The sequence below is a fragment of the Legionella wadsworthii DSM 21896 = ATCC 33877 genome, assembly GCF_000701265.1.
In the GTDB taxonomy this organism is placed as follows: domain Bacteria; phylum Pseudomonadota; class Gammaproteobacteria; order Legionellales; family Legionellaceae; genus Legionella; species Legionella wadsworthii.
This window is the reverse complement of sequence record NZ_JNIA01000022.1, coordinates 266,161-289,177: the sequence shown is the minus strand read 5'-3', so window position 1 is coordinate 289,177 and position 23,017 is coordinate 266,161. Positions and strand designations below refer to the sequence as shown.

Here is a 23,017-nt window from a genome sequence, read left to right as displayed (position 1 = left end):
ATGAATTTAAAGAAATTACAACCTTGCTAGCGTCCTAAATTCAATTGCGCTTAGGATATCTTTGTTTTTTAAAATCAGGGCAAAAATAAATATGTTTCTCTTACATAGAGCGGGAAGATCACACCAATTTTTCATATAAAGCATAAAAGACTTGTCCGGCTTTTTTTATTTTTATTGATCGCCACTGAGTTTCATCTAATTGAGTGGGCGTGGGTGATTCAATGTAAACAAGCCCCCCTTTTTTTAGGGAGTGATACATTGTGATGCCAGAAAGACATTGGGGCAGATAATTTTGTGCAAAAGGAGGATCCAGAAAGATGATATCAAATTCTTTTTGTCTCATCTGAAGAAACTGAACTGCGTCTGTTTTGATTAATTTAAGTTTTGGCGAGTTAAATGAAGTGATGATTTTATCTAAATGATCATAGGCTTTTGGGGATTGCTCAAGAAGAACAACTTCGCGGGATCCCCTTGAAAAAGCTTCAAAACCCAATGCGCCACTGCCTGCAAAAGCATCCAGGCAGCGTGCATCCCTAATGTCGTGCATGAGCCAATTAAATAAAGTCTCACGTACGCGATCTGGGGTAGGACGTAATCCCTCTACATCCGGAAATGGTAATTTCTTTCCTCGGTATATTCCACCTATGATACGGACTACTTGTTTCATGATTTACCTACGGTCACTAACAATAATTTATCAGGGTTTACTTGTTGTTGGAATGCTTGTTTTACTTGTTCGCTGGTGACACCATTGATGTGGTCAATATAGGTATCCAGAAAGTCCGCAGGTAAATGGTAAAAAGCCACCCTCAATAAAGTAATTGCAATGCTGCGGTTACCTGATAAAGAAAGTGGGAAACTTCCAGTCAGATACTGTTTGGCAGCTGTCATTTCTTCATCAGTTGGTCCTTGTTCTATATAAGTACGTAAAACATTCTGAATAATAGCTAATGCTTTTTTAGCTTGCTGATTTCGAGTAGACAAACTGATAAGAAAAGGTCCATTCCCTCGCATCGGTGCAAATTGGCTATCTATTCCATAAGTTAAACCTTCTTTCTCTCTAACTTCTATAGCGAGACGGGATACTAAAGCGCCTCCTCCTAAAATATAATTTCCCACGATAAGTGGAAAATAATTTGGCGTATGGTGATCAATGCCAATTTGCCCGAGTCTTATTACTGTTTGAGCGGAGGGAAATGGGATATTGATGGTTTCAGCCTGGGTAAGCTCAGCTGCTTTTGGAACAGGTGAAGCAGGTTGCCCTTCTGGTAAGCTTTGAGTGATCCCATCAGCAATTCTGTGGGCAGTTTCTTTATCAATGGCACCGACTAATACTAATATTGCATTTTTTGCGACATAATACCGCTTATTAAATTCAATTACTTGGCCCATATTAATTGCTTTAACTGTATCCGCTGTACCATTAACAGGGTTTGCATAAGGATGATGGGGGTATAAGGCTTTAAAAAAATTGAATTGTGCTATTTCTTCAGGAGTTTCCTGTCGTTGTTCGATGGCCAGAAGCTGTTGTCTTTTTTCCCTTGAAAATGCGTCATCAAGAAAATCTGGATGATTCACAATTTGTGCAAAGGTAGACACAGCTTGGTTCAATGCTTCTTTTGCAACCAACGTTCGCAGGCTAAAGACGACCATGTCCCGATTGACTTCAGATTTATATTGGGCACCGACATCTGCTAAAGATTCCGCTATGGCATTAGCATCTTGTCCTCCATTTCCTTTGTTCATTAATCGGCTGGTTAAGGCACTAAGCCCATATTGGTTCCCATCATAGGCTGAACCTGCAGCAAAAGACAAAAGGATGTCGACCATGGGTACTTCCATTGCAGGATAAAAGACCACCTGAACTCCATTCTTAGTGATCCATTGTTCCGTCTTGAACGTATTCGCCGTTGTTGTGGTGGAGAAGCCTAAGAAGAATACCAAAATACATATACTAAAAATTCTCATGGTGCAGCCCTTTGTGGTTGAGGTTCTAAGATAGCAATGGTCCTGCTTTTTTCTTGGAAATAATGCTGCGCAGTCTGCTGCACTTGTTGCGGTGTAATTGCATTAATTGCTTTTGTATATTCATCTGCTTTTTGCCAACCAATGCCAACGGTCTCCAATAAGCCTAATTCTGTTGCTTGTCCAAATATGGAATCCTTTTCAAATGTTTTTTGAGCAATGATTTGATTCTTTATCCGTTGTAATTCTTTTTCGCTTACCAGAGTCTTTTTCAATTCATCAAGCTCGGCCAAAATCCCATTTTGTAACTCGCCTACTGTATGGTTTTGGCTGGGGGAGCCATAGATGATAAATTGAGTTTGGTATCTCGTATAGGGGTTGTAATTCGTATCAACCCCTGCGGCTATATTTTTATTGCGTATCAGATTTTTGGTAAAACGCGCACTGTCGCCTGCATCCAATATTCCCGCAATCACTTCCAAAGCATAAGGCTCGTATTGATTCATTGCTGTGTTCACACTAGGTACCGCATAGCCCATCATGATGAGCGGTAATTTCGCTATAGCCTGTACATGGACAATTTTTTCGCCCAATTGAGGGGGCTCTTTTTGATATTTTCTCTCAGGAATTGGATGGCTCGATAATGCACCAAAATATTTTTCTGCTAAAGCTTTGACTTGATCCGGATTGACGTCTCCTACGACTACTAAAGTCGCATTATTCGGTGCATAATATTTTTTGTACCACACCCTAATGTCATCGACTGACATATGCTTCAGATCATTCATCCAGCCAATAACTGGGTGGTGGTAAGGTGCACTAAGATGTGCAGTTGCTAGAAAACGTTCAAAAGCAAGTGCTTGTGGATTATCTTCAGTCCTAAGCCGGCGCTCCTCTTGAATTACCTTGATTTCCTTGGCAAATTCATTGGCATCGAGAAGCAAGTGATTCATTCTATCTGCTTCCAGTTCAAAACTTGTCGCCAGTTTCGACGCATCTGTTTTTTCATAAAAAGCAGTGTAATCATTACTGGTAAACGCGTTTGTTTGACCGCCAATATCTGCTATAGTTTTGGAGAAGACGCCTAAAGGAAATTTTTCTGTCCCTTTAAACATCATATGTTCTATCGCATGAGAAACACCTGTGATGCCGCCTGGTTCATCGGCAGAGCCTACGTGATACCAAATCATGGATACTGCAATAGGCGCCCGGTGATCTTCTTTAACTATGATTTTTAATCCATTATTCAAAGTAAACTCTTGCACTTGGCTGAAGGTCTGGCAAGATAGTACCATAAGTAGCGTAAAGAGTATTTTGCGCACAAGTTAACCTCAAAGTAAAAAAGATGATAGAATTTCATATTTTTCGGGATTTGTATACTATATGATTAAATGGTTTAAACGAAGTCATGATTCCTCCTCTGTTGAGGCCGACCCTTCGCAAAATGATACTGACTCGTTGTCTCCGCCTCCAGAAGAAGTCACTGAACAGGAGCAAGAGCCCATCAAAGAAGGAATATTTGCCCGATTCAGAAAGGGATTAAGCAAAACACGCCTCCAGCTTGGCGATGGAATCGGACGATTATTGCTCGGAAAAAAAGAAATCAGTCAGGATCTGCTTGACGAATTGGAAACGCTCCTTATTAGTGCTGATTTAGGAGTGGAAACTGCCCAAGTGGTTTTAAATAAATTGGCTGAAAGCTTAGCGAGAAAAAAATTGGCTGATGGAGATGCAGTTTATGAGGCGCTTAAATCGCATCTGCAGTCCATTTTAAGCCAAAACGATAAACCGCTAACCTTAGAAACTTCGGATCATTCCCCCTTCGTTATTTTAATGGTTGGTGTAAATGGTGCAGGAAAAACGACTACCATAGGGAAGTTGGCGAAACAATTCCAACGGCAGGGCAAAAAAGTCATGCTCGCTGCTGGGGATACTTTTAGAGCAGCGGCAGTAGAGCAATTACATGTGTGGGGTGAAAGAAACGACATCCCGGTCATTGCCCAACATACGGGTGCAGATAGTGCATCCGTTATTTTTGATGCACTGCAAGCAGCAAAAGCCCGTAAAATGGATATTTTAATCGCAGACACTGCAGGGCGATTGCATACACAAGATAACTTAATGGAAGAGTTGAAGAAAGTAAAACGAGTGTTGCAAAAAATTTGTCCCGAGGCGCCTCACGAAACGATGTTGATATTGGATGCAAGTATTGGACAAAATGCTTTGGTTCAAGCACGCCAATTTCATGAAGCCATTGGATTAAGTGGAATCACCATGACCAAATTGGACGGAACAGCTAAAGGCGGTATATTATTCGCTATTGCAAATGAATTAGGAATACCCTTTCGGTATATTGGGATTGGTGAAGGGATTGAGGATTTAAGACCCTTTGATGCAGCACAATTCGTGGGTGCACTTTTCAATGATCACATTTGAGCAAGTAACGAAACGTTATCCAGGTGGTTTTGAAGCATTAAGCCAGGTTAATTTCTCCTTGCAAAAGGGTGAAATGGCCTTTATTACGGGACACTCTGGTGCAGGGAAAAGCACTTTACTCAAATTGATTGCTCTTTTAGAATGGCCTACTTCCGGCCAGTTGACTGTGAATGGTTTGCGCTTGAATCATTTAAAAAAACGTGATGTAGCCGCTCATCGCAGTCAACTAGGCATTACTTTTCAATCCCCTTATTTACTTAATGACCGAACTGTATATGATAATGTCGCATTACCATTGCAAATTCAGGGGATGTCTCATCCCATGATGGCAAAAAGGGTGCATGCAGCTTTAGACATGGTGGGTCTACTAAGTAAAGAAAAAATGTTGCCAATTCATTTATCAGGCGGGGAGCAACAACGGGTCGGAATCGCTCGAGCGGTAGTGCATAAGCCTGCTTTGCTATTGGCTGATGAGCCTACAGGAAACCTTGACCCCAAATTGTCTACCGAAATCATGGCCATTTTTGAACAATTTAACCAAGTTGGGGTGAGTATATTAATTGCCACACATGATTTAGCTTTAATTGCAGGTATGAAGCATCGTATCGTCATGCTCAAAGGAGGGCGAATGTGTTAAAACAAGCACAGGCAATCCTTGCTTATCACATGCAGGCAGCAATACAAAGTTTAAATGTTTTATGCCGTAAACCCCTGGCAACCATCATGACTTCGCTTGTAATCGCCATTGCCTTGGCTTTGCCTGCTCTTTTTTGGGTCTTTTCTGATAATATGGCTAAATTAACCGCGAGCTGGCAGCGTGGCGGCCATATTTCACTTTATCTAAAGCCTGGCTTATCCGAAGCAGAACAGCAACTTTTAATTCAAAAAGTACGTGAAACAGACGGGGTTGCTCAAATTTCGTTAAAATCCTCTACCGATGGCTTATCTGAATTAACTCAGCAAGAAGGTATGCAAGATATCATGCGCTACCTTCCTGAAAATCCTTTGCCTGCAGTAGTGGATGTGGTTCCAGCCTTGACGGTTGACTCACCAGCCAAACTGGATTTATTAGCAAGAAAGTTACAAACAATCGTCCAGGTAGAACATGCGAAAATTGACATGGAATGGATCAGCAGATTACATGCGCTTTTAGGTTTTGCAGCCAAATTTGCAGATGCATTGCTTGCCTTATTGGCCATGGCTGTGATCATGATAGTTGGGACTACATTACGCTTAGCCCTTCATAGCCGCCAAGAGGAAATTCAGGTTTTGAAGTTAATTGGCGCAAAAGATCCATTTATTCTTAGGCCGTTTTTATATTCTGGTGTATGGTATGGTGTCTTAGGCGCGCTTTTTGCTGTCTTTATGGTAAATATTTTTATTTTCAGTTTAGGTTCGGCGATCAATCAGTTAGCAGTTGCTTATCAAATGCACTATCCGTTAACAGGATTGTCATTTAGACAAGTCTTGCTACTTACTTTATTTGCGATTATACTAGGATGGATGGGGGCACGTTTATCGGTGAAACGCCAATTGGCTTCCATTGAGCCCCAATTATGAGCCCCTTTCTTTTATTTTTTTACCTTTATTTTACAGAGAAGTTTTAGAGGAAAAGAAGCGATGAGTCAATATTTGCAACTTGCCGAAATGAATTTACCTGTGGGTAGCCTTGATTCTTATATTCAAAGAGTCAATCAAATTCCTATGTTGTCTTTAGAGGAAGAGATTGCCTGTGCGGAACGTTTTCACGCTGAAGGAGATCTTGAGGCTGCACGCCGTTTGGTTCTTGCTCATTTACGTTATGTTGTTCGAGTAGCTCGTGGCTATTTAGGATATGGTTTGCCTTTGAATGATTTGATTCAAGAGGGCAACATCGGTTTGATGAAGGCGGTAAAACGTTTTGATCCCAAGATGGGGGTCCGCCTTGTATCCTTTGCAGTACACTGGATAAAAGCAGAAATTCATGAATTTGTGTTACGCAACTGGCGTATCGTTAAAATTGCAACAACCAAAGCACAGCGTAAGTTATTTTTTAATCTTCGCCAAATGAAAAACCGTTTGGGGTGGATGAGTCATGAAGAAGTCAGTGCGGTAGCGAATGATTTGGGTGTAAGCCGCGAAGACGTATTAATTATGGAGCAACGGCTCAATGCGATGGACACCCCGTATGATGCGCCTGATGCAGATGATCATGACGAATTTTACACGGCCCCTGAGCGCTATTTATTTAATGCCAATGATGATCCTTCCGTATTGCTGGAAAAAGAGAATTCTGGGGATCAAGGTCGTGAAAAGCTAATGTGCGCTTTAGAGCAATTAGATGAGCGCAGCCAGGATATTTTACAGCAGCGTTGGTTGGCTGAAGAAAAACTGACATTGCATGATTTAGCCAAAAAATACGGCGTATCTGCTGAGCGAGTTCGCCAACTTGAAAAAAATGCCATGAAAAAACTGCGGCAATATATGGAAAGCGAGTAACCTATTATTGTAGGTACCAGGGGTGGTAGCTATGCTGCCCCCCGGGTATGATTTTCTGCCTCGAATATTGTTTTTCCTTTTGATGATATTTCCTCTCCCAAAAACTCACAGACCAATTGATCGACCCGTTCATCCATTAGGACGCTCACATGATTTGCGTCAGGGAGAAGACAAAGTTTGGCATTCTGATATTGGTTGCAAAATTCAATTGATTCTTTAGGGCTAATTGTTTTATCGAGCTCCCCGTGGATGCATAGAAAAGGAATATTGGGTGATTGAGAGATGAAATGGCGTAAGCGAATGAGCTTAATATCAAAACCTGCTTGTTGTTTCATGACCTGGCATAGTTGCAAGTATCCATGGCCGCTTAATTTGAATTTTTTCGCGATTCGATTTACCGGACTACGCATTTGTGTTGGTGAGGCAATCAAAATGGCTCGTTCTGGTTTATGCTGTAATTTCCATTCGGGAAGTTGCCCTGCTACATTCAAAGTGTTGAGTAACATAGAGCCACCGAATGAATGGCCAATTACTGCATAAAAAGGTCCGTGTTGGTTGATCGTGTCTTTTAAAATGGCGACTGCGTCAGTCCAGGGTAATTGTAATCCTTTTGCTTCACCATGTGCGGGAAAATCCAGGGCATAGACTTCGTAACCTTGTTGATGTAATGCATGGATTAAACGCGCCATATAAGCTGCACGGGAAATCCATCCATGGGTAATGAGTACCTTTTTACCATTTGTATTTTTTTGTGAGGCAAACCGATGCAATACATGATGGCGTGGAAACTCTTTATGGATGACTTCCGTACGCCGGGCCTCAATGAACTCACAAGCCAGTTTGGCGAAGCTCCTATATTCCTTTTCCAAAGGAAAAAAAATGGGTGTAATAAAAGCTTGATAGCATAATTGTGCATGTAGAAGATCTCGAACACGGATTAATGATGACGTTATCATGATTATATCCTCTTCAGAGTTTATTTTAAGTTTAGACCAAAATAAAACAGATAGGGTATCTGAATTATCAGCTATTTTCTTACAATAAGGTGGATTTCATAGCTTTATCTTTCTCGATTGAATAAACTAATGAACTAAAAATGATTCAATATATTTCAGGGAGCTGAGATGCATACTTCAAATTTAATTTATCACGATAATGAGCAAGAACTATTAGGATTTGTTGCTTATGACAATTCGGTTGCAGGTCCGCGTCCTGCAGTTCTGGTAGTACATGATTGGAGCGGGCGTAATGAATTTGCGTGCGATAAGACACAATTATTGGCTCAGATGGGTTATTTAGGTTTTGCTGTAGATATGTATGGTCAGGGAAAACTGGGCTCGACTACAGAAGAAAAAAAAGAGCTGATGCATCCTTTGATTTCCGATCAAGCCTTTTTGCGCCGTCGTGTGCAGGCGGGTTTGAAGGCTGTGCTCTCAATGCCCGAGATCGATCGGGAAAGAATTGCGATTATTGGATTTTGCTTTGGTGGTTTGTGTGCTCTTGAGCTGGCTCGTTCTGGAGCGGATCTCAAAGGCGTGGTCAGTTTTCATGGTTTATTGCATCAACCCGGAAATTTAAAGTCTGAATCGATTCAGGCAAAAATTTTGGTTTTGCATGGTTATGATGATCCGATGGTTAAACCTGATCAGGTGCATGCATTTTGTAAAGAGATGACTGAAGCAAATGTAGATTGGCAAATGCATATGTACGGACATGTACAGCATGCCTTTACTAATCCTAATGCCCATGATTCACAGTTAGGGACCATTTATAACCCTGTAGCCGCACAACGTTCATGGCAAGCAATGACTAATTTCTTGCAAGAAATTTTTTCAAAGTAAATTAAAACTAAAGTAAGGATATGGCGTTGCATCGCTACATCCTTCTCAGACAGGGAAGAGTAAAAATTTACTATAAATAAGCTCGATTGTGATACAACAAAGAATTATAATCTCAGCAAGGTCTTGCTTGTGTTTTTTTTCATAAGCTTTTTAATATTGATGCTAAATAGAATATGTAGGGTGAATCTAAGTTTTGCTCCCCTTTTATCTATAAAAAATATAAAAATCAAAATGGGAATGGGCACAATAGTGGGAATCAATCCTAACTGTAGTTTTCAGCCGGTTAAGTATTATGAAATTGCATCACTTTTTTGAGCAATCAGTGGATAATTTTCCACAAAATATCGCTTTAGTATGCGATAACACATTTATTTCGTATCAAGAATTAGAAAACCGTGCAAACCAATTAGCTCATTATCTTTATCAAAAAAACATCGCCGAAGGCAGCATTGTTGGTATCCTGTTAGAGCGTTCAATAGAGTGCTATATCGCCATTCTTGCCACTTTGAAAACCGGCGCAGCTTATGTTCCTATTGAAGTAGACTATCCGGATGAACGAATCAATTTCATTTTTTCGGATCTGTCATTTGATGCCGTTTTAAGTTCTTCTATGCAAATGGCGCAAAAAAATTTAAATTGGCCCAAGACATTTGCCATCGATACACTCGCTCAAGAGATTTCTCAATGTGCTACAGGAAGGTTAACCCCACCACCCGAGCATAATGAAGAAGCACTGTGTTATATCATTTACACTTCGGGATCAACGGGTAAACCAAAAGGGGTAGAAATAACCCAACGCAGCATATGCCATTATGTTCAGGTCGCGAGTAAGCTCTATGAGATAAACAGTGATGATAAAGTATATCAGGGTTTTTCCCTGGCTTTTGACGCCTCCTTGGAGGAGCTTTGGATGGCTTTTGCCAATGGTGCGTCCCTCATTGCGTGTACTGTAAAAGAAGTGCGATCAGGTTTGGGTTTGATTTCATTTCTACAACATCACCGGGTGAGCATACTGTCCACCGTGCCCACCTTATTGTCTACTTTGGAAGGTGAATTACCTGATCTTCGCCTTTTGATTTTGGGGGGGGAAACCTGTCCTGCCAGTTTAGTAAAACGTTGGAGTAGAAAGGGCCTTCGAATTATCAATACCTATGGTCCTACGGAAGCGACGATCATTGCGACTTATGCAGAATGTTTTCCTGATCAGGAAATTACTATTGGTCAACCTTTGCCTGGATATGAGGTACTCATCGTGGACGAGCATTTACGAGAAGTATCTGGGAATGAGGAAGGTGAATTGTGTCTTGCAGGAGTTGCATTGGCCCGGGGTTATGTGAATCGACCTGAAAGTACAGCAGAAAAATTTGTGTTGAACCCAGTAGATAAAAAACAACGATTATATCGGACTGGCGATTTGGTTTCCAGGACGCCTGGGGGGGATCTTCGTTTTGCAGGCAGGGTGGATGATCAAGTTAAATTACGTGGGTTTCGTATCGAATTAAATGAAATTGAAACCGTAATCATGGAATACGCTGGAATTAAGCAAGCGGTCGTTTCGATGCAAGCATTGGAACAACCTTCGCTTGTAGCCTACTTAATTCTTGATAGAAACTCGCCATTTGATGCAAATGCATTTAAAGCCTTTCTCAGGTCGCGATTACCAGATTATATGCTTCCAGCAGTCATCGAAACCTTGGATACTTTTCCAGTCTTGCCAAGCGGAAAAGTGAATCGCAAGGCACTTCCTAAACCACAGCAGAAAAAAACCGATCATGTTTATACACCACCTGAAACTGATTTAGGCAAGGAAATTGCTGTTGTGTGGGAAAAAACCTTTGATTGTCAGAACATTTCTGGTGATGCAAACTTTTTTTATGATTTAGGCGGCCATTCATTGCATGCGGCAAAAGTGATTTCTAATTTACGCAAAATACCGAAATTAACAAATATATCCATTCTGGATTTATATAAAAATCCCACCATTCATGAGTTGGAGAAGAAATTTAGTGCACCAAATCTCAATCACCTCGAGGATAACCCTAAAGAGAAAATAAAATATAGGGTGCCCAACTGGAAATATTATTTGTGTGGTGTAGGTCAGCTCTTTGGTTGTTTATTGCAGTATGCAGTAGGAACGTTGCAACTGCTCGCCGTTATTTTGTGTTATAGCTGGGTAAGCTCAGAGTACGAAATTATTTCTCGAGAGTCCCAACTGGCATTTTTAGCTTTGTTATTATCCATACCGATTATTTCTCTATTGATCACCATCGCTTTGAAATGGATTTTACTTGGACGCATAAAACCTGGTGAATACCCGCTATGGGGGTGGTTTTATTATCGGTGGTGGTTGGTGCAAAGATTGCAAAAGAATTTGTTTTTGGCCAAATATTTAGTTGGGTCACCCCTAGCAAATATTTATTACCGATTATTAGGTGCCAAAATAGGTAAAAATTGCTTTTTAGGATCCATGCAGATTTCTGTCCATGATTTATTGACTATAGGAAATAATACGTCCATAGGTGCAGATTGCCGGCTTAATGGCTACATCGTTGAAGATGGCTGGTTGAAAATAGGCTCAATTGGAATTGGAAATAATTGTTATTTAGGTTCGCGTGCTGTGGTGGGATTAAATACCCGTATAGAAGACAATGCTGTTTTAGACGAAATGTCAATGCTGCCGGATAATAGTTTTATTCCCCAAGATGCCTACTACTCAGGCTCGCCAGCAGTTTCTGGAATTCTACCTGCGGATCATATTACCCGTAAACAAATGGCAGCAGATGAATCGACTCCTTTGAAAAACCTCTTTTTCAGTATCTTGCATTATTTAGGGATTGTTTTTGTCATGGGGATTTATTATTTATGTTTAATTCCTTGTATATCTCTAATTAGTTATTACTATGATCAAAGCCATTATCTAATGACAATGTTTTTCGCAATTCCTTTAGGGGCTCTTCTCTTTTTAGGATTGTATTATTCTTGTATTGTCTTTTGTAAAAAAATTATTTTGAATAAAATAAAACCAGGCAACTATCCCGTGAAAAGCTTTTATTATTTCCGGCATTGGATAATGTTGAAATTGCTCGACGTCGATGAAGTCTCCATCTTGGCTGACACCTTGTATATGCCGGCATTTTTAAGATTGCTTGGGGCAAAATTAGGTAAAGGTGTAGAAATGGGAGAAACACCTCATATTATTCCTGATTTAGTCACTATCGAGGAGGGAGGGTTTACTGCCAGTTCTGTGGCTTTAGCCTGGCCTAATATTTATAATGGTTTTATTTCTTTTGCTCCAGTCACTTTAGGACGCCGAGCTTTCGTAGGGAATGTAAGCTTATTGTCTTCTGGTAAATCACTGGGAGAAGGGGCACTATTGGGCTGTTTGTCAGTTGCCCCTCCAGACAATCAAGCCGCTGATCCTTTCACAGCATGGTTGGGATCACCCGCAGTCTTCTTACCCAAAAGGGAGTTATTTGTAGGTTTTTCCGATAGAGATACTTTTTATCCTTCAAAGAAACTTTACTGCATGCGGTTATTTATTGAATTTTTGCGAATTCTCTTACCCTCTACTTTTTCATTAATTGCATTATTCAATATGCTTTATGTTTTGGATTATATGCTGGATAAATATTCCTGGATTGCTACAGCCATGGTTTTACCGCCTACTGAAATGCTGATTACAATAGGTCTTGTTGGCATATTAGTTCTTCTAAAATGGGGCATGCTAGGTCAATTAAAACCTTTAACAAAGCCTATTTGGGATCCTTTCATCTGGAAAAATGATGTCATCGAATATTCTTATAATTATTTTACAAACCCACATTGGACTAACAAAGTTTTAGGCACTCCATTTGCTCTTTGGGTTCATCGTCTTTTGGGTACGAAAGCAGGGAAAAAAGTCTTTACAGACAGTGCTGAGTTTTCAGAATTCGATCTGATACACATTGGCGATGAAGTATGTATTAATGCTGAGACTATTATCCAAACTCATCTTTATGAGGATAGAATATTTAAAGTATCTCATGTGACCATTGGCAATGGGTGTAATGTTGGCGTAGGCTCAATCGTTCTTTATAATACCATGATGGAAGAAAATTCTTCGTTAGGTAGCCTTTCTTTATTAATGAAAGGGGAGCGTTTGCCGGAAAATACCCACTGGGCAGGCATACCAGCGCAGTCCCTTAATTTTGGTAAGCTGCGCCATCTGGTTGCTGAAGAAGTTATATCTAAAGAAAAAGTTGCAGAAGCTATTCCAGAACTTTTATAGACTTTATACCTGGGTAACGATCGGAACCCAGGTTTGAACTTCCTTGGAAATAACGGTTAAGTCATGAGATAATTATCTATCAAACGTATGTTTCCAATTTGTACTGCTGCAAAACGCCGGCCTTGATGTTCTTCAACATACTCTACAGTCAACCCTTTTTGCGTTAACTGTTCTCTGATTTGATCACAGGTCAGATTTTTTTGTTGGAATAATGCAGCAAATTGTTCGGCCACCATTTTTTGTTCTTTGTTGAGCCGGTTATTACGTGAGCTGAAAGCCAAACCACTAGGTTCACGGATTGTGGGGCACATCTTGATTTCAACATTCATAAAAAATGCTTGAACCATGCCATGAATCAATAAATATTGCTGGTAATCTTTTTCGCCAAAATAGGCACGATGTGGGTTCACGATATGGAGCAACTTCATCACGACAGTTAATACCCCATTGAAATGGCCGGGTCTACGGGCCCCTTCCATGAGCTGGCAAATCATACTTTCGTGCACCTGGTAACTATAGCCATCGGCATACATTGAATTTTCAGCGGGAAGAATACAAAAATCAACTCCGGCATCTTCCATAATTTCAAGATCAGCCTCTAGTGTTCTTGGATAAAGTTTAAAGTCTTCAGATTGGTTAAATTGGGTGGGATTAACAAATAAACTGGAAACAGTGTGTGAATTCTCTTTTTTGCTGGCTAAAAATAAAGACGCATGTCCCGCGTGCAAATTCCCCATTGTGGGTGCAAAACCTAAAGTGAATTCTCTCGGTAATTTTTTACGAAAACTTATCCATTCTTGAATGTCATGAAAAATTTGCATGGGTTGCTCCTATTAAATTTTGGTCATGTATAATGCAATTTGGTACATTGTATCCTGGGTAAAGAACGCAAAACCTGCGACATAGACGGAGTACCTGGGTTGGCTTCGCTTCACCCAGGCTACAATCCGACTGTTCAATTGGATTTCGCTAATTTGTACCTGTTTATTAAAATGAATGCTCAGCTGCGGGAAAACTTGCCTGTTGAACCTGTTGTGCATAAGCATTTATTGCATTGAGTATGAGGTCCTTACCCTGAAGGAATTTTTTAACAAACTTTGGATTGAAATCGGTTTGCATACCCAACAAATCATGCCATACAAGTACTTGTCCATCCGTGTGAGAGCCTGCGCCAATGCCAATTGTTGGTATATTCAAAGATTGGGTAATAGCTAATGCTAACTGTTGAGGGACACATTCAATGACCAAAGCAAAACAACCAGCGGCTTCTAACTGTTTGGCTTGCTGTATCAGTTTTTCAGCTTGCGCATCATTCTTACCTTGTACCCTATAGCCACCCAGTTGATGAATTGACTGTGGGGTTAAACCAATATGGCCTACTACGGGAACGCCTGCACTGACTAAATAAGAAATTTTTTGGCATGTATCTGCATCAGCTCCTTCAATTTTTACTGCATGAGCCCCGGCCTGTAATAAACATTTTACATTTTCAACAGTTTGTGCCACTGAGTTTTTATGACTTAAAAAAGGGAGATCACTGATCAGAAATTGCTGCTTTAATCCACGGGCTACAGCCTGGGTATGAAGTATCATCATTTCCATTGTAGCCATAATGGTTGTGTCGTGGCCATGTACCGCCATGGCAACTGAATCACCGACCAAGACACAATCGATGTTTGATTCAGCAACGATGCAAGCAGAGGGATAATCGTAACAGGTGATTACAGAGATTTTTTGTTGTTCTTCTTTTTTACGTTTAAAATCATGAATTTTCATGCTGCAATACTCCCTGGTAAAGTGGAGTAAGCATCATTTTGCATAAAGTATTGCACTACAGGTACCTGTCTCATGGATCAAGTCCTCCAAAAAAAAAAATGAAATAATAGTCGCTGCCAAAGCTGGTCAGCGCAGTATGTGGAGCAATTGCTCCGTGGGTTATCATATTTCAATTTCAGAGTGTTGAGAAGTGGTAGGTTTTTCGGAAGAAGAATTATTCATGTTTTGTTGTTAGTATCGATTTTTTTTGCTTTTGATCCATTTTGTTCCTCTTTAATTCTGAGTTATTATTCATGATTCCTTAAGACCTGCCCTAAGGTGTCGCTCACGAGTGTTGGATAAGGCAGGTACTTTTTATGACAGGTTTTTTATGCAAATTACTGAAAAATTATCTCTGCCTGGTGAACATCCTGTACTTTTACAAGGAGTCGTTGGAAAAATAGAAGCAGTATTGACTGTCCCAGAGCAAAATCAATCAAACCACATTGCTTTTTTGGGTCATCCCCACTCCCTTCAAGGGGGGACAATGAATAATAAAGTAGTGACCACCTTAGCTCGCGTCTTTAAAGAATTAGGGATCCCCTCTGTGCGTTTTAATTTTCGCGGTGTAGGTCAATCCGAGGGAACTTATGATGCTGGTATCGGTGAAAGTGAAGACATGCTGGTTTTGGTTCGTGAATTTAAATACAAAAATCCTCATGTGGACCTCATTTTTGCCGGCTTTTCATTCGGCTCTTATGTGGCCTACCGTGCTGCAGCACAATTGGATTCCAAATTATTAATTACAATAGCGCCTCCGGTACATCATTATAATTATTGCGAATTCGACCCTGCACCCCGACCTTGGATTATTATTCAGGGTGAAGAAGATGAAGTCGTATCTCCAGCACTGGTATTTGATTTTGCCTTAAAGGCGAAACCTGAAATACCAGTCATTCGATTTGCTCAAACCAGCCATTTTTTTCATGGAAAATTAATCGAACTTAAAACAAGGCTAATTGAATCGATCCGTGCTCAGGTTTCTTTATGACAAATCTGATAACTCATTATGAAGAGGCAATTCAACGGCGGGATATCGATGATGATCCGTTGCAACGAGAGATATTACAATCCATGCAACGACTTGCTGACGAGGTGAAAAAATCAAGCTCTTCCTGGTTGAATCTTTTTATGAAACACCGGATCAAAGGGGTATACCTTTATGGTCCGGTTGGGGTAGGAAAAACTTATCTCATTGATTTATTTTATGAGGGATTAGAAGAAAAAAAGAAAGCACGTTTTCATTTCCATCATTTTATGCAGCAAGTCGATGCCCAGTTAAGAAGACTGCAAGGAGAAAAGAACCCCCTGCGGCACATTGCAAAGGAGCTGGCTAAAAAGATTCGGGTTCTCTGTTTTGATGAGTTTATGGTACATGATGTGGCTTATGCCATGATTTTAGCAGAACTATTGCAGGCGCTGATAGAGCAGGGGGTTATTTTGGTTATTTCTTCCAATATTGCACCTGATGATTTATATCGGGACGGAGTGCATCGAAAACGATTTTTGCCTGCGATTGCTGCAATTAAAAACAATAGTGAAGTATTGTATTTAAATGAACAGAGGGATTATCGGATAGGCAGAACACCTCTATTTGATGCTTATTTATATCCTCTAAATGATAAAACGACACAAACCATGGAAAAGCAATTTTCTCTTTTGGCAAATGAATATCAGGAAAACGGGGTCTTATTAATACAAAACCGGGAAATTCCTTATCTCAAGTGCGGTGAAAAGACAATTTGGTTTGCATTTGAAATTCTATGTAATTTGCCCCGCAGCCAATTAGATTATTTAGAGCTCGCCGATAAATTTGATACTATTTTTTTAAGTAATATCCCCGTCCTAACGGCAAATCATACTTTGCAAGCCATTATGTTCATTCATTTTATTGATGTAATGTATGACCGCGGAATCAATATTATTATCTCTGCCGAAGTGCCAGTGAAAGAGTTGTATACTGAAGGAGAAATGAAAGAGACATTCAAACGAACTCTGAGCCGCCTGTTAGAAATGCAATCCGTGGACTATTTAGCACGTCACCCCAAAAGAGAGCTGAAGGAATTTCTATCAGATAATTCCTAGATGTAGTAAATCTTTTGCTTCTATCTCCGATGGTTTGCCTGCGGTATAAAGAATTTACCCACAAGTTTGGATCCCGCGGACAAGCCGTGGGAAGTAGGCAGCGAGTATATAGAATTAAGACAGTGAGGAGATGTAGTCAGTAGATAAATAGAAATAGGTATATAGTAATAGGTAGATGTATAATTTTTTTCTTTATTGAGAATGATTCTCGATTTCATTTGTGCTAAAATTGTCTTGAGTTTCTCTATTGGTTTGGACATGATCAAAATTACAGAATTAGAACCAGGTGATAAAGTTCGGATAGCCAGTTTTGGTGAAACGGATATTCAATATAGACGTAGGCTTTTATCCCTGGGCGTGACTTGTGGTACTGAAATTTTAGTGATTCGAAAAGCGCCCTTAGGTTGTCCAATACAAATTGAAGTAAGAGGAACTGCTCTAACAGTACGAAGGGAAGAGGCGAACCAATTGATTTTGGAGCGTATATGACTCAGGTTTTATTAGTGGGTAATCCGAATTGCGGTAAGACTACCTTATTTAATGCCTTAACCGGAGACAACCAACGCATAGGAAATTGGCCAGGTGTTACGGTTGAAAAAAAAATCGGAGAATTTTTTGTAGGACAACAACGCATTCAAATTACCGATTTACCAGGAATCTATTCTCTTGTTGCCAATACAAATGGCATGAGTCAAGATGAACAAATTGCGGCCCGTTCTATTGTTACATTAGAAGCAGATTGCATTATCAACGTCATCGATGCCTGCCATCTCGAGCGTCATTTATATTTGACTACACAAATTCTGGAATTAGGAAAACCGGTGATTCTGGCCTTAAATATGATGGACATCGCGCAGCAAAGAGGTATTTCCATTGATGCCAATGCTTTATCACAACAATTAGGTTGCCCTGTAGTACCCTTACAAGCCCATAAACAAATCGGTATTGCCTTTTTACAGCAGGAACTGCTGCAATTATCTCAAATAACTTCTCCCTGGAAACTTCCAGTCAATGAGGCCATTCAGCATCAACTCATGAATTTGGAAAAGAAATTAGTCGAAAAAGGTTACAGCCAGTCACTTTCTTTTTATTACGCCCGCAGAATAGCCGAAGGGGGGGAATGCCTAACCGATGAAACCCTGGCCCAAAATTTGATTTTCTCCGATGAAGAAAATTCTAGCCTTGATATATTATTAGCTGATGCGCGCTACCAGAAAATTCATGACATGGTTGGCATTGTTCAGAAAAAAAATAGTGATGCCAGCGAGCATTTTACGGCGAAACTGGACAAAATTATGTTGCATCGTTTTTTTGCCCTCCCAATTTTTTTGGCCATGATGTATTTGATGTTTTTATTTGCTATTAATATTGGTGGTGCATTTCAGGATTTTTTTGATATCAGCACGGACACAGTGTTTGTCCAGGGTACCGCTTGGCTACTGCAACAAATTCATGCGCCCACGTGGTTAATTGCTTTATTGGCAAACGGGGTTGGCAAGGGAATTAATACCACGCTGACCTTTATCCCGGTTATTGCCGCAATGTTCTTCTTCTTATCTTTTTTGGAAACATCGGGGTATATGGCAAGGGCGGCATTTGTTGTTGATAAAGTGATGCGTGTTTTAGGATTGCCTGGAAAGTCCTTTGTGCCCATGATTGTAGGTTTTGGGTGCAATGTTCCTGCGATTATGGCAGCGAGAACTTTAGACTCAGAACGCGATCGTTTACTTACTGTGATGATGAGCCCTTTTATGTCATGCAGTGCACGTCTTGCCATCTATGCAGTATTCGTTGCTGCATTTTTTCCTTCTGGAGGGCAAAACATTGTATTTTCGCTTTATCTTATTGGCATTGTCATGGCTGTATTCACAGGTTTTATCCTGCGCAAATTTACTTTAAAGGGGAATGCTTCTCCATTAATTTTGGAGCTTCCAGCCTATCATAAACCTGCATTAAAGCGTTTATGTAGAGAAACCTTGATACGGCTTCGTTTTTTTGTTATTAGGGCTGGTAAATTAATTGTTCCAATTTGTGTCATTTTAGGGGGATTAAATGCCATCACTTTAGATGGTGCAGTCAATTCAGGCGAAGCCAGCACGCAATCCTTACTTTCTTTAATGGGACAATGGATTACTCCTTTGTTTGCCCCCATGGGGATTCATCAAGATAATTGGCCTGCTACAGTAGGGTTGTTAACGGGTATGCTGGCCAAAGAGGTGGTAGTAGGCTCTTTAAATACGCTTTATGCTCAAATCGGACATTTAGGTGAAATAGCAACGACGCAGTTTGACTTTTGGGCTGGCATTAAGGCTGCTTTCTGGTCTATTCCACAGAATCTCGCCCAGTTAGGCTCTGCTTTTGTCAATCCAGTATTGGCTAGTGCCGCCGATAATCCGGTGTCTCAATCTGTATATGGTATCATGGCGCAGCGCTTTGATGGAAAAATTGGGGCTTACTCTTATCTGTTGTTTGTTCTTCTCTATATTCCCTGTGTTTCTACAATGGCTGTTATCCGACAAGAAGCGAACCGGAAATACATGTGGATTTCTGTTGCTTGGTCTTTTGTTATTGCCTATATTTCAGCTGTTTCATTTTACCAGATAGCTAAATGGATTCAGAACTCCGGAGCAAGTTCCATATTGATGGTTTTATTTTCATCTATTTTACTTCTGTGTATTTGGTGGCTTCATTCCCGCAAACGTAATCTAAGGAGAAACCATGCTGTTGCAAATTCGTAATTACATCTGCCGCGAAGGAGTAGTAAGCACCCAGCAATTGACGAGGGAATTCTGTTTGGATCTTCCGGCATTACAGCCTATGCTTGATTTATGGATGAGCAAAGGGGTCATACGTAAATGCAAGGATAAAGAAAATTGTCAAAGCACTTGTTTCAAGTGTCGTTCTAACCCACCTGAATATTATCAATATCTTTTTTGATTTTTCTTCTAGAGAAGTTACAATTTTTTACATGTTTTTTACTGAAGATACTTTATCTTTCGTGCTCATTCACAAAATATGGGCTAATATAACCATATAGGTTTTAATACATGTGGTATGTAAATGGCTGATGAATCAGATATTCCTAGACCTGATGAACAATCAGACGCTCTCGATGAAACTGAGGGTACTGATAATTTTGAAAACAGCATAGACCTCCGTAAGCTCCAAATGGAAACGGATTTAAATGATCCTGTCGCTTTGGTGGAACGTGTTTACCAAATTTGGTGGCATTGGGCTGATTTTGAACTCTATGTGATATCACCCACTATTGATCTTATCTCTCCTCCCCAGATTATTAAACCGGAGTTAATCCAGGGAACAGACGAATATGAGTTTGTTTATCCGATTTTGGATAGTGGTTCTAAGATGTCAACTTCTAAAGGCGAAGAAATGATGTCCGCCGGCATGTCCATGTTCAAACTTTACATGACTATAGAAAAAATGGTTTTTCTATTAATTGAACGATTAAAAGACGGTGGAATTGATAAAGAAACTGAAGTACAAGTCGCTTTTGGTGGACATTTGCTTCCCCAAAGAAAAGCTTTTGAATCCATTATTAATTTACCCTATAACGTGGTCGTGACGAACTTTGATCCTGGTGCGTGGGGTGAGCGTTATTTACAAATAGTGAAACAGAACGCAGAGAAGTATGGTTATCCTTCTGAGTCTCCTCGCGATACCTACAAACAACCACATAAAAACCCTCGCTCAGGCCCTTCAAGATAAACATCGTATGTTGGAGTTCCTGAGCAGGGATTCTACAAGTTAAATATTAAACTCTGCTCCAAGATGATGTTGTTCTCCTTGACTACAGCAATGAGCTTCTATGTATTTATAATAACCGCTTAATACTTTATTACTCCCCATAATATTTTTTAATTCGCGCAGAGTTTCCATCAATGCCTTTTCACTTTCTCCTTGAGCGAGGTCTCTTTTAAAATGGGCAAGAATGGTTTTAATACCTCTTACTTGAGCACTAAATAAACCGCTTCCTGCAAGTGAGTTATCCAAAAAGTTTTGTAAAATAGCTTTCGAAAGTTCAAAAGGATCTTTTATAGACTGGGTTAGACGTATCTTTTCACAAGTGAGATAGCTTACCAGCTCTAGATTTTTTTCAAATTTTGCAATACTTATCGCATTGTCAATAAAAGAAAGGGTTGGTTTATTCTGTGCATCTAATTTAAAAATTAATTTAACTCCATCAATTGTTCCTTCTCTCGCTGCAATGTTGAGTAAATCCGCTGCTGTCCTTCTATCGGGTTGAACTACGCCGCATATTTTCTCTATAACATCCCATCTGTTTTGACAAACTGCGTGACGGAATACCTCTCCCATTATTCTTGGTGGTGGGATGATACAAGTATCTAAATTAAAATGTGCCAAAATTTCATCCCATGCGCCACAATTGGCTAGATTTATAAGACGTTCATTGACTCGCATTCGATTCACTTTATCCAATTCATCAACAGCATGGTTGACTAATTTTTGCTCGGCTGTAGTCGCAGGTGGTTTTAAAGACACGATTAATGAAACCGTTTCCCAGGCCCTCGTAGCAATTTCTTTCTTTCCCATCAATTCGTAGCGACTGGCTTTTCTTAGTACAAGATCCAGGATTTTATTCATTGTACCTTGATTTGCTTGGCTTGCTGGTGCTTCTAAACTGGCCAAAGCTATTACTGGGTGCCAATTATGGTTTTTAGCTGCCAATTCAGTTGCGGAACTTAATGCTTTAGTTACAGCTTCTACACTGGGTTGCTGCGAGGGGGATGTTAAACAAGCAAGCTCGATAACAGGTTTCCAGTTCTGAGTTCGTGCTGCGGCTTCGAAGGCTCTATATAATACTCTATCGACAGCTTGTTGGTTTGGTTTACTTGCTGAACCCGGTAAATTTAAAAGCTTAAAAACATTGTTCCAATCATTTGTTCGAAGTGCTACATCGGTTGCTGCATCCAATACTTCATTTATGGAGAATTGGCTTGGTTTGCGTGATGAACCAGGTAAATTTGAAAGATCGAAAACAAACGTCCAATTACCCGTTCTTCTGGCAAATAAGGTGGCTTGATCCAAAGTTTTATCAAATACATGCAAACTGGGTCCGGGCAATTCTTTATCAGAACTGCATAGCTTGACAATATTTTGCCATAAGGAATCCAATTCTTCTTCTGATGTATCCTCTTGCTGTACGGCTTCCCAAGCTGCTTTATAAGACAATTTAATTGCTGCATCGATTGCAGATTGACTTGGTTTGCGTAGGGGTTTCATGGGATTTAATAGATCGAATACAATATCCCAGTTTTGTGTTTGAACTGCTGCAGCAAAAACTTTATCTACTGTGTTTTGGTTCAGTTTGTTTTTTGAATCGGTCAGGTTTAAAAGTTTTAAAACAATTTCCCTGTAATTCAGTTGCGCTGCTGCGGTTAATGTTGAATCCAAAATCTTGTCTATAGCGAATTGGCTTGGCTTGCATGCGGAACTTGATAAACTCAATAGAGCGAAAACAAAATTCCAGTTGTTGGTTTTTTGAGCGGCTAAGGTGGCTTGTTCCAAGGCTTTATCGACCATTGTTTGCGTGGGTTGATGCCTTTTCCAGGGAATGTTGCACAGCAGGACTACAATTTCCCACTGTTTATTCACTTCTTCCTCTGTGAGCGCTTCTTGAGATGCTTTTGTGTATGCGGCTTCTATTGCTGCATCTATGGCTTCTGGACGTATGGCGGTCATATTTAAAGGGGATTTAATATATTGGCTGCTTGCGATTGTCCGGATTAATCCTCGTTTGGCGAGATCAATGAGGCGTTTTTCATTCTTTGTAAATTTAATTTCTGTTATAATTTCAGGCATAATAATCATTTAAGCATTAAAGAGTCAAATATTTTACAAAATGCAGACAAAATAAACAACTGCATTTAAATAAATATTGAAGCATGTGCGGCGGCTCCCCTCGCTTTAAGAGACTTTCATTCGTCGCAAAACCTTCAGAAAGCAAAATATAAATAAAAAGCCCAACGGTTTTGTATCGCTCAAAGTAAATCAAGTCTACTTTTATTGCATTCATAGAGACTTCATCTTGCGCGATAAAAACAGAGTGCTATACTTCGCATTTGTGCTTTATTTAATTAACTTTTTAATT

19 protein-coding genes are annotated in these 23,017 nt (G+C 40.0%); 12 read left to right on the top strand and 7 right to left on the bottom strand.

Annotated features, from left to right (window positions below; translation table 11 throughout):
- Positions 1-118: 118 nt before the first annotated feature.
- From rsmD to BU07_RS0101875, 3 genes are read right to left on the bottom strand one after another with little or no spacing between them, the layout of a single operon-like run.
- Entirely contained in the window at positions 119-667 is a 549-nt protein-coding gene (rsmD, locus tag BU07_RS0101885; RefSeq protein WP_031563127.1) for a 16S rRNA (guanine(966)-N(2))-methyltransferase RsmD, read from the bottom strand.
- Positions 664-1,968 (bottom strand): M16 family metallopeptidase, encoded by a 1,305-nt coding sequence (locus tag BU07_RS0101880; protein ID WP_031563126.1) that lies wholly within the window; start codon positions 1,966-1,968, stop codon positions 664-666. Before BU07_RS0101880 ends, rsmD begins: the two co-directional genes overlap by 4 nt.
- Entirely contained in the window at positions 1,965-3,287 is a 1,323-nt protein-coding gene (locus tag BU07_RS0101875; RefSeq protein ID WP_031563124.1) for a M16 family metallopeptidase, read from the bottom strand. Before BU07_RS0101875 ends, BU07_RS0101880 begins: the two co-directional genes overlap by 4 nt.
- A gap of 61 nt (positions 3,288-3,348) precedes the next feature.
- Here BU07_RS0101875 and ftsY point away from each other — a divergent pair, with 61 nt between their 5' ends.
- Genes ftsY through rpoH form a run of 4 tightly spaced genes read left to right on the top strand, consistent with a single transcriptional unit; the run spans position 3,349 to position 6,879 of the window.
- Entirely contained in the window at positions 3,349-4,401 is a 1,053-nt protein-coding gene (gene ftsY, locus BU07_RS0101870; RefSeq protein WP_031563122.1) for a signal recognition particle-docking protein FtsY, read from the top strand.
- Positions 4,388-5,038, top strand: coding sequence for a cell division ATP-binding protein FtsE (gene ftsE / locus BU07_RS0101865; RefSeq protein ID WP_031563120.1), 651 nt, complete (start codon positions 4,388-4,390; stop codon positions 5,036-5,038). Before ftsY ends, ftsE begins: the two co-directional genes overlap by 14 nt.
- Positions 5,032-5,961 (top strand): permease-like cell division protein FtsX, encoded by a 930-nt coding sequence (ftsX, locus tag BU07_RS0101860; RefSeq protein WP_031563117.1) that lies wholly within the window; start codon positions 5,032-5,034, stop codon positions 5,959-5,961. Before ftsE ends, ftsX begins: the two co-directional genes overlap by 7 nt.
- 60 nt (positions 5,962-6,021) lie before the next feature.
- Positions 6,022-6,879, top strand: a complete 858-nt coding sequence (rpoH, locus tag BU07_RS0101855) for an RNA polymerase sigma factor RpoH (protein ID WP_031563115.1) — start codon at positions 6,022-6,024, stop codon at positions 6,877-6,879.
- Between the two features lie 29 nt (positions 6,880-6,908).
- On the opposite strand, the gene BU07_RS0101850 is transcribed toward rpoH, so the two are convergent.
- Positions 6,909-7,835: an alpha/beta hydrolase gene (locus BU07_RS0101850; RefSeq protein WP_084157774.1), complete on the bottom strand. Its 927-nt coding sequence runs from the start codon at positions 7,833-7,835 to the stop codon at positions 6,909-6,911.
- A gap of 168 nt (positions 7,836-8,003) precedes the next feature.
- Here BU07_RS0101850 and BU07_RS0101845 point away from each other — a divergent pair, with 168 nt between their 5' ends.
- Positions 8,004-8,720 carry a dienelactone hydrolase family protein gene (locus tag BU07_RS0101845; RefSeq protein ID WP_031563113.1) on the top strand — a complete coding sequence of 239 codons (717 nt, stop codon included), beginning with the start codon at positions 8,004-8,006 and terminating at the stop codon, positions 8,718-8,720.
- A 292-nt stretch (positions 8,721-9,012) separates the two neighbouring features.
- Complete coding sequence (locus tag BU07_RS0101840) at positions 9,013-12,987, top strand: Pls/PosA family non-ribosomal peptide synthetase (RefSeq protein ID WP_031563112.1); 3,975 nt, start codon at positions 9,013-9,015, stop codon at positions 12,985-12,987.
- A 56-nt stretch (positions 12,988-13,043) separates the two neighbouring features.
- Here the strand turns inward: BU07_RS0101840 and panC are convergent, their stop codons facing one another.
- A complete protein-coding gene (panC, locus tag BU07_RS0101835) occupies positions 13,044-13,808 on the bottom strand; it encodes a pantoate--beta-alanine ligase (RefSeq protein WP_031563109.1) in 765 nt (254 codons plus the stop codon).
- 166 nt (positions 13,809-13,974) lie between these two features.
- Positions 13,975-14,763, bottom strand: a complete 789-nt coding sequence (gene panB, locus BU07_RS0101830; RefSeq protein WP_031563107.1) for a 3-methyl-2-oxobutanoate hydroxymethyltransferase — start codon at positions 14,761-14,763, stop codon at positions 13,975-13,977.
- A gap of 370 nt (positions 14,764-15,133) precedes the next feature.
- Here panB and BU07_RS0101825 point away from each other — a divergent pair, with 370 nt between their 5' ends.
- The 6 genes from BU07_RS0101825 to BU07_RS0101800 all read left to right on the top strand — a co-directional run bounded on the left by BU07_RS0101825 (position 15,134) and on the right by BU07_RS0101800 (position 20,613).
- On the top strand, positions 15,134-15,793 hold the full coding sequence (locus BU07_RS0101825) for an alpha/beta hydrolase (RefSeq protein WP_031563105.1): 660 nt from the start codon (positions 15,134-15,136) through the stop codon (positions 15,791-15,793).
- Positions 15,790-16,887, top strand: a complete 1,098-nt coding sequence (gene zapE, locus BU07_RS0101820; protein ID WP_031563102.1) for a cell division protein ZapE — start codon at positions 15,790-15,792, stop codon at positions 16,885-16,887. Before BU07_RS0101825 ends, zapE begins: the two co-directional genes overlap by 4 nt.
- A gap of 258 nt (positions 16,888-17,145) precedes the next feature.
- Positions 17,146-17,376, top strand: coding sequence for a FeoA family protein (locus tag BU07_RS0101815; protein ID WP_035898941.1), 231 nt, complete (start codon positions 17,146-17,148; stop codon positions 17,374-17,376).
- On the top strand, positions 17,373-19,625 hold the full coding sequence (gene feoB / locus BU07_RS0101810; RefSeq protein ID WP_031563097.1) for a Fe(2+) transporter permease subunit FeoB: 2,253 nt from the start codon (positions 17,373-17,375) through the stop codon (positions 19,623-19,625). The genes BU07_RS0101815 and feoB overlap by 4 nt, the downstream gene beginning before the upstream one ends.
- Positions 19,606-19,824, top strand: coding sequence for a FeoC-like transcriptional regulator (locus tag BU07_RS0101805; RefSeq protein ID WP_031563096.1), 219 nt, complete (start codon positions 19,606-19,608; stop codon positions 19,822-19,824). The genes feoB and BU07_RS0101805 overlap by 20 nt, the downstream gene beginning before the upstream one ends.
- 123 nt (positions 19,825-19,947) lie before the next feature.
- Positions 19,948-20,613, top strand: coding sequence for a hypothetical protein (locus tag BU07_RS0101800; RefSeq protein ID WP_031563094.1), 666 nt, complete (start codon positions 19,948-19,950; stop codon positions 20,611-20,613).
- Positions 20,614-20,652: 39 nt separating this feature from the next.
- Here the strand turns inward: BU07_RS0101800 and BU07_RS0101795 are convergent, their stop codons facing one another.
- The gene (locus BU07_RS0101795) at positions 20,653-22,728 is read right to left on the bottom strand and encodes a hypothetical protein (RefSeq protein WP_031563091.1); all 2,076 of its coding nucleotides are present in this window, start codon (positions 22,726-22,728) and stop codon (positions 20,653-20,655) included.
- Positions 22,729-23,017: the final 289 nt, after the last annotated feature.

Coding starts and splice junctions, on each gene's coding strand:
- rsmD (WP_031563127.1), bottom strand. CDS start 667: ATGAAACAAGTAGTCCGTATCATAGGTGGAATATACCGAGGAAAGAAA.
- BU07_RS0101880 (WP_031563126.1), bottom strand. CDS start 1,968: ATGAGAATTTTTAGTATATGTATTTTGGTATTCTTCTTAGGCTTCTCC.
- ftsY (WP_031563122.1), top strand. CDS start 3,349: ATGATTAAATGGTTTAAACGAAGTCATGATTCCTCCTCTGTTGAGGCC.
- ftsE (WP_031563120.1), top strand. CDS start 4,388: ATGATCACATTTGAGCAAGTAACGAAACGTTATCCAGGTGGTTTTGAA.
- rpoH (WP_031563115.1), top strand. CDS start 6,022: ATGAGTCAATATTTGCAACTTGCCGAAATGAATTTACCTGTGGGTAGC.
- BU07_RS0101850 (WP_084157774.1), bottom strand. CDS start 7,835: ATGATAACGTCATCATTAATCCGTGTTCGAGATCTTCTACATGCACAA.
- BU07_RS0101845 (WP_031563113.1), top strand. CDS start 8,004: ATGCATACTTCAAATTTAATTTATCACGATAATGAGCAAGAACTATTA.
- BU07_RS0101840 (WP_031563112.1), top strand. CDS start 9,013: ATGAAATTGCATCACTTTTTTGAGCAATCAGTGGATAATTTTCCACAA.
- panC (WP_031563109.1), bottom strand. CDS start 13,808: ATGCAAATTTTTCATGACATTCAAGAATGGATAAGTTTTCGTAAAAAA.
- panB (WP_031563107.1), bottom strand. CDS start 14,763: ATGAAAATTCATGATTTTAAACGTAAAAAAGAAGAACAACAAAAAATC.
- BU07_RS0101825 (WP_031563105.1), top strand. CDS start 15,134: ATGCAAATTACTGAAAAATTATCTCTGCCTGGTGAACATCCTGTACTT.
- zapE (WP_031563102.1), top strand. CDS start 15,790: ATGACAAATCTGATAACTCATTATGAAGAGGCAATTCAACGGCGGGAT.
- BU07_RS0101815 (WP_035898941.1), top strand. CDS start 17,146: ATGATCAAAATTACAGAATTAGAACCAGGTGATAAAGTTCGGATAGCC.
- feoB (WP_031563097.1), top strand. CDS start 17,373: ATGACTCAGGTTTTATTAGTGGGTAATCCGAATTGCGGTAAGACTACC.
- BU07_RS0101805 (WP_031563096.1), top strand. CDS start 19,606: ATGCTGTTGCAAATTCGTAATTACATCTGCCGCGAAGGAGTAGTAAGC.
- BU07_RS0101800 (WP_031563094.1), top strand. CDS start 19,948: ATGGCTGATGAATCAGATATTCCTAGACCTGATGAACAATCAGACGCT.
- BU07_RS0101795 (WP_031563091.1), bottom strand. CDS start 22,728: ATGCCTGAAATTATAACAGAAATTAAATTTACAAAGAATGAAAAACGC.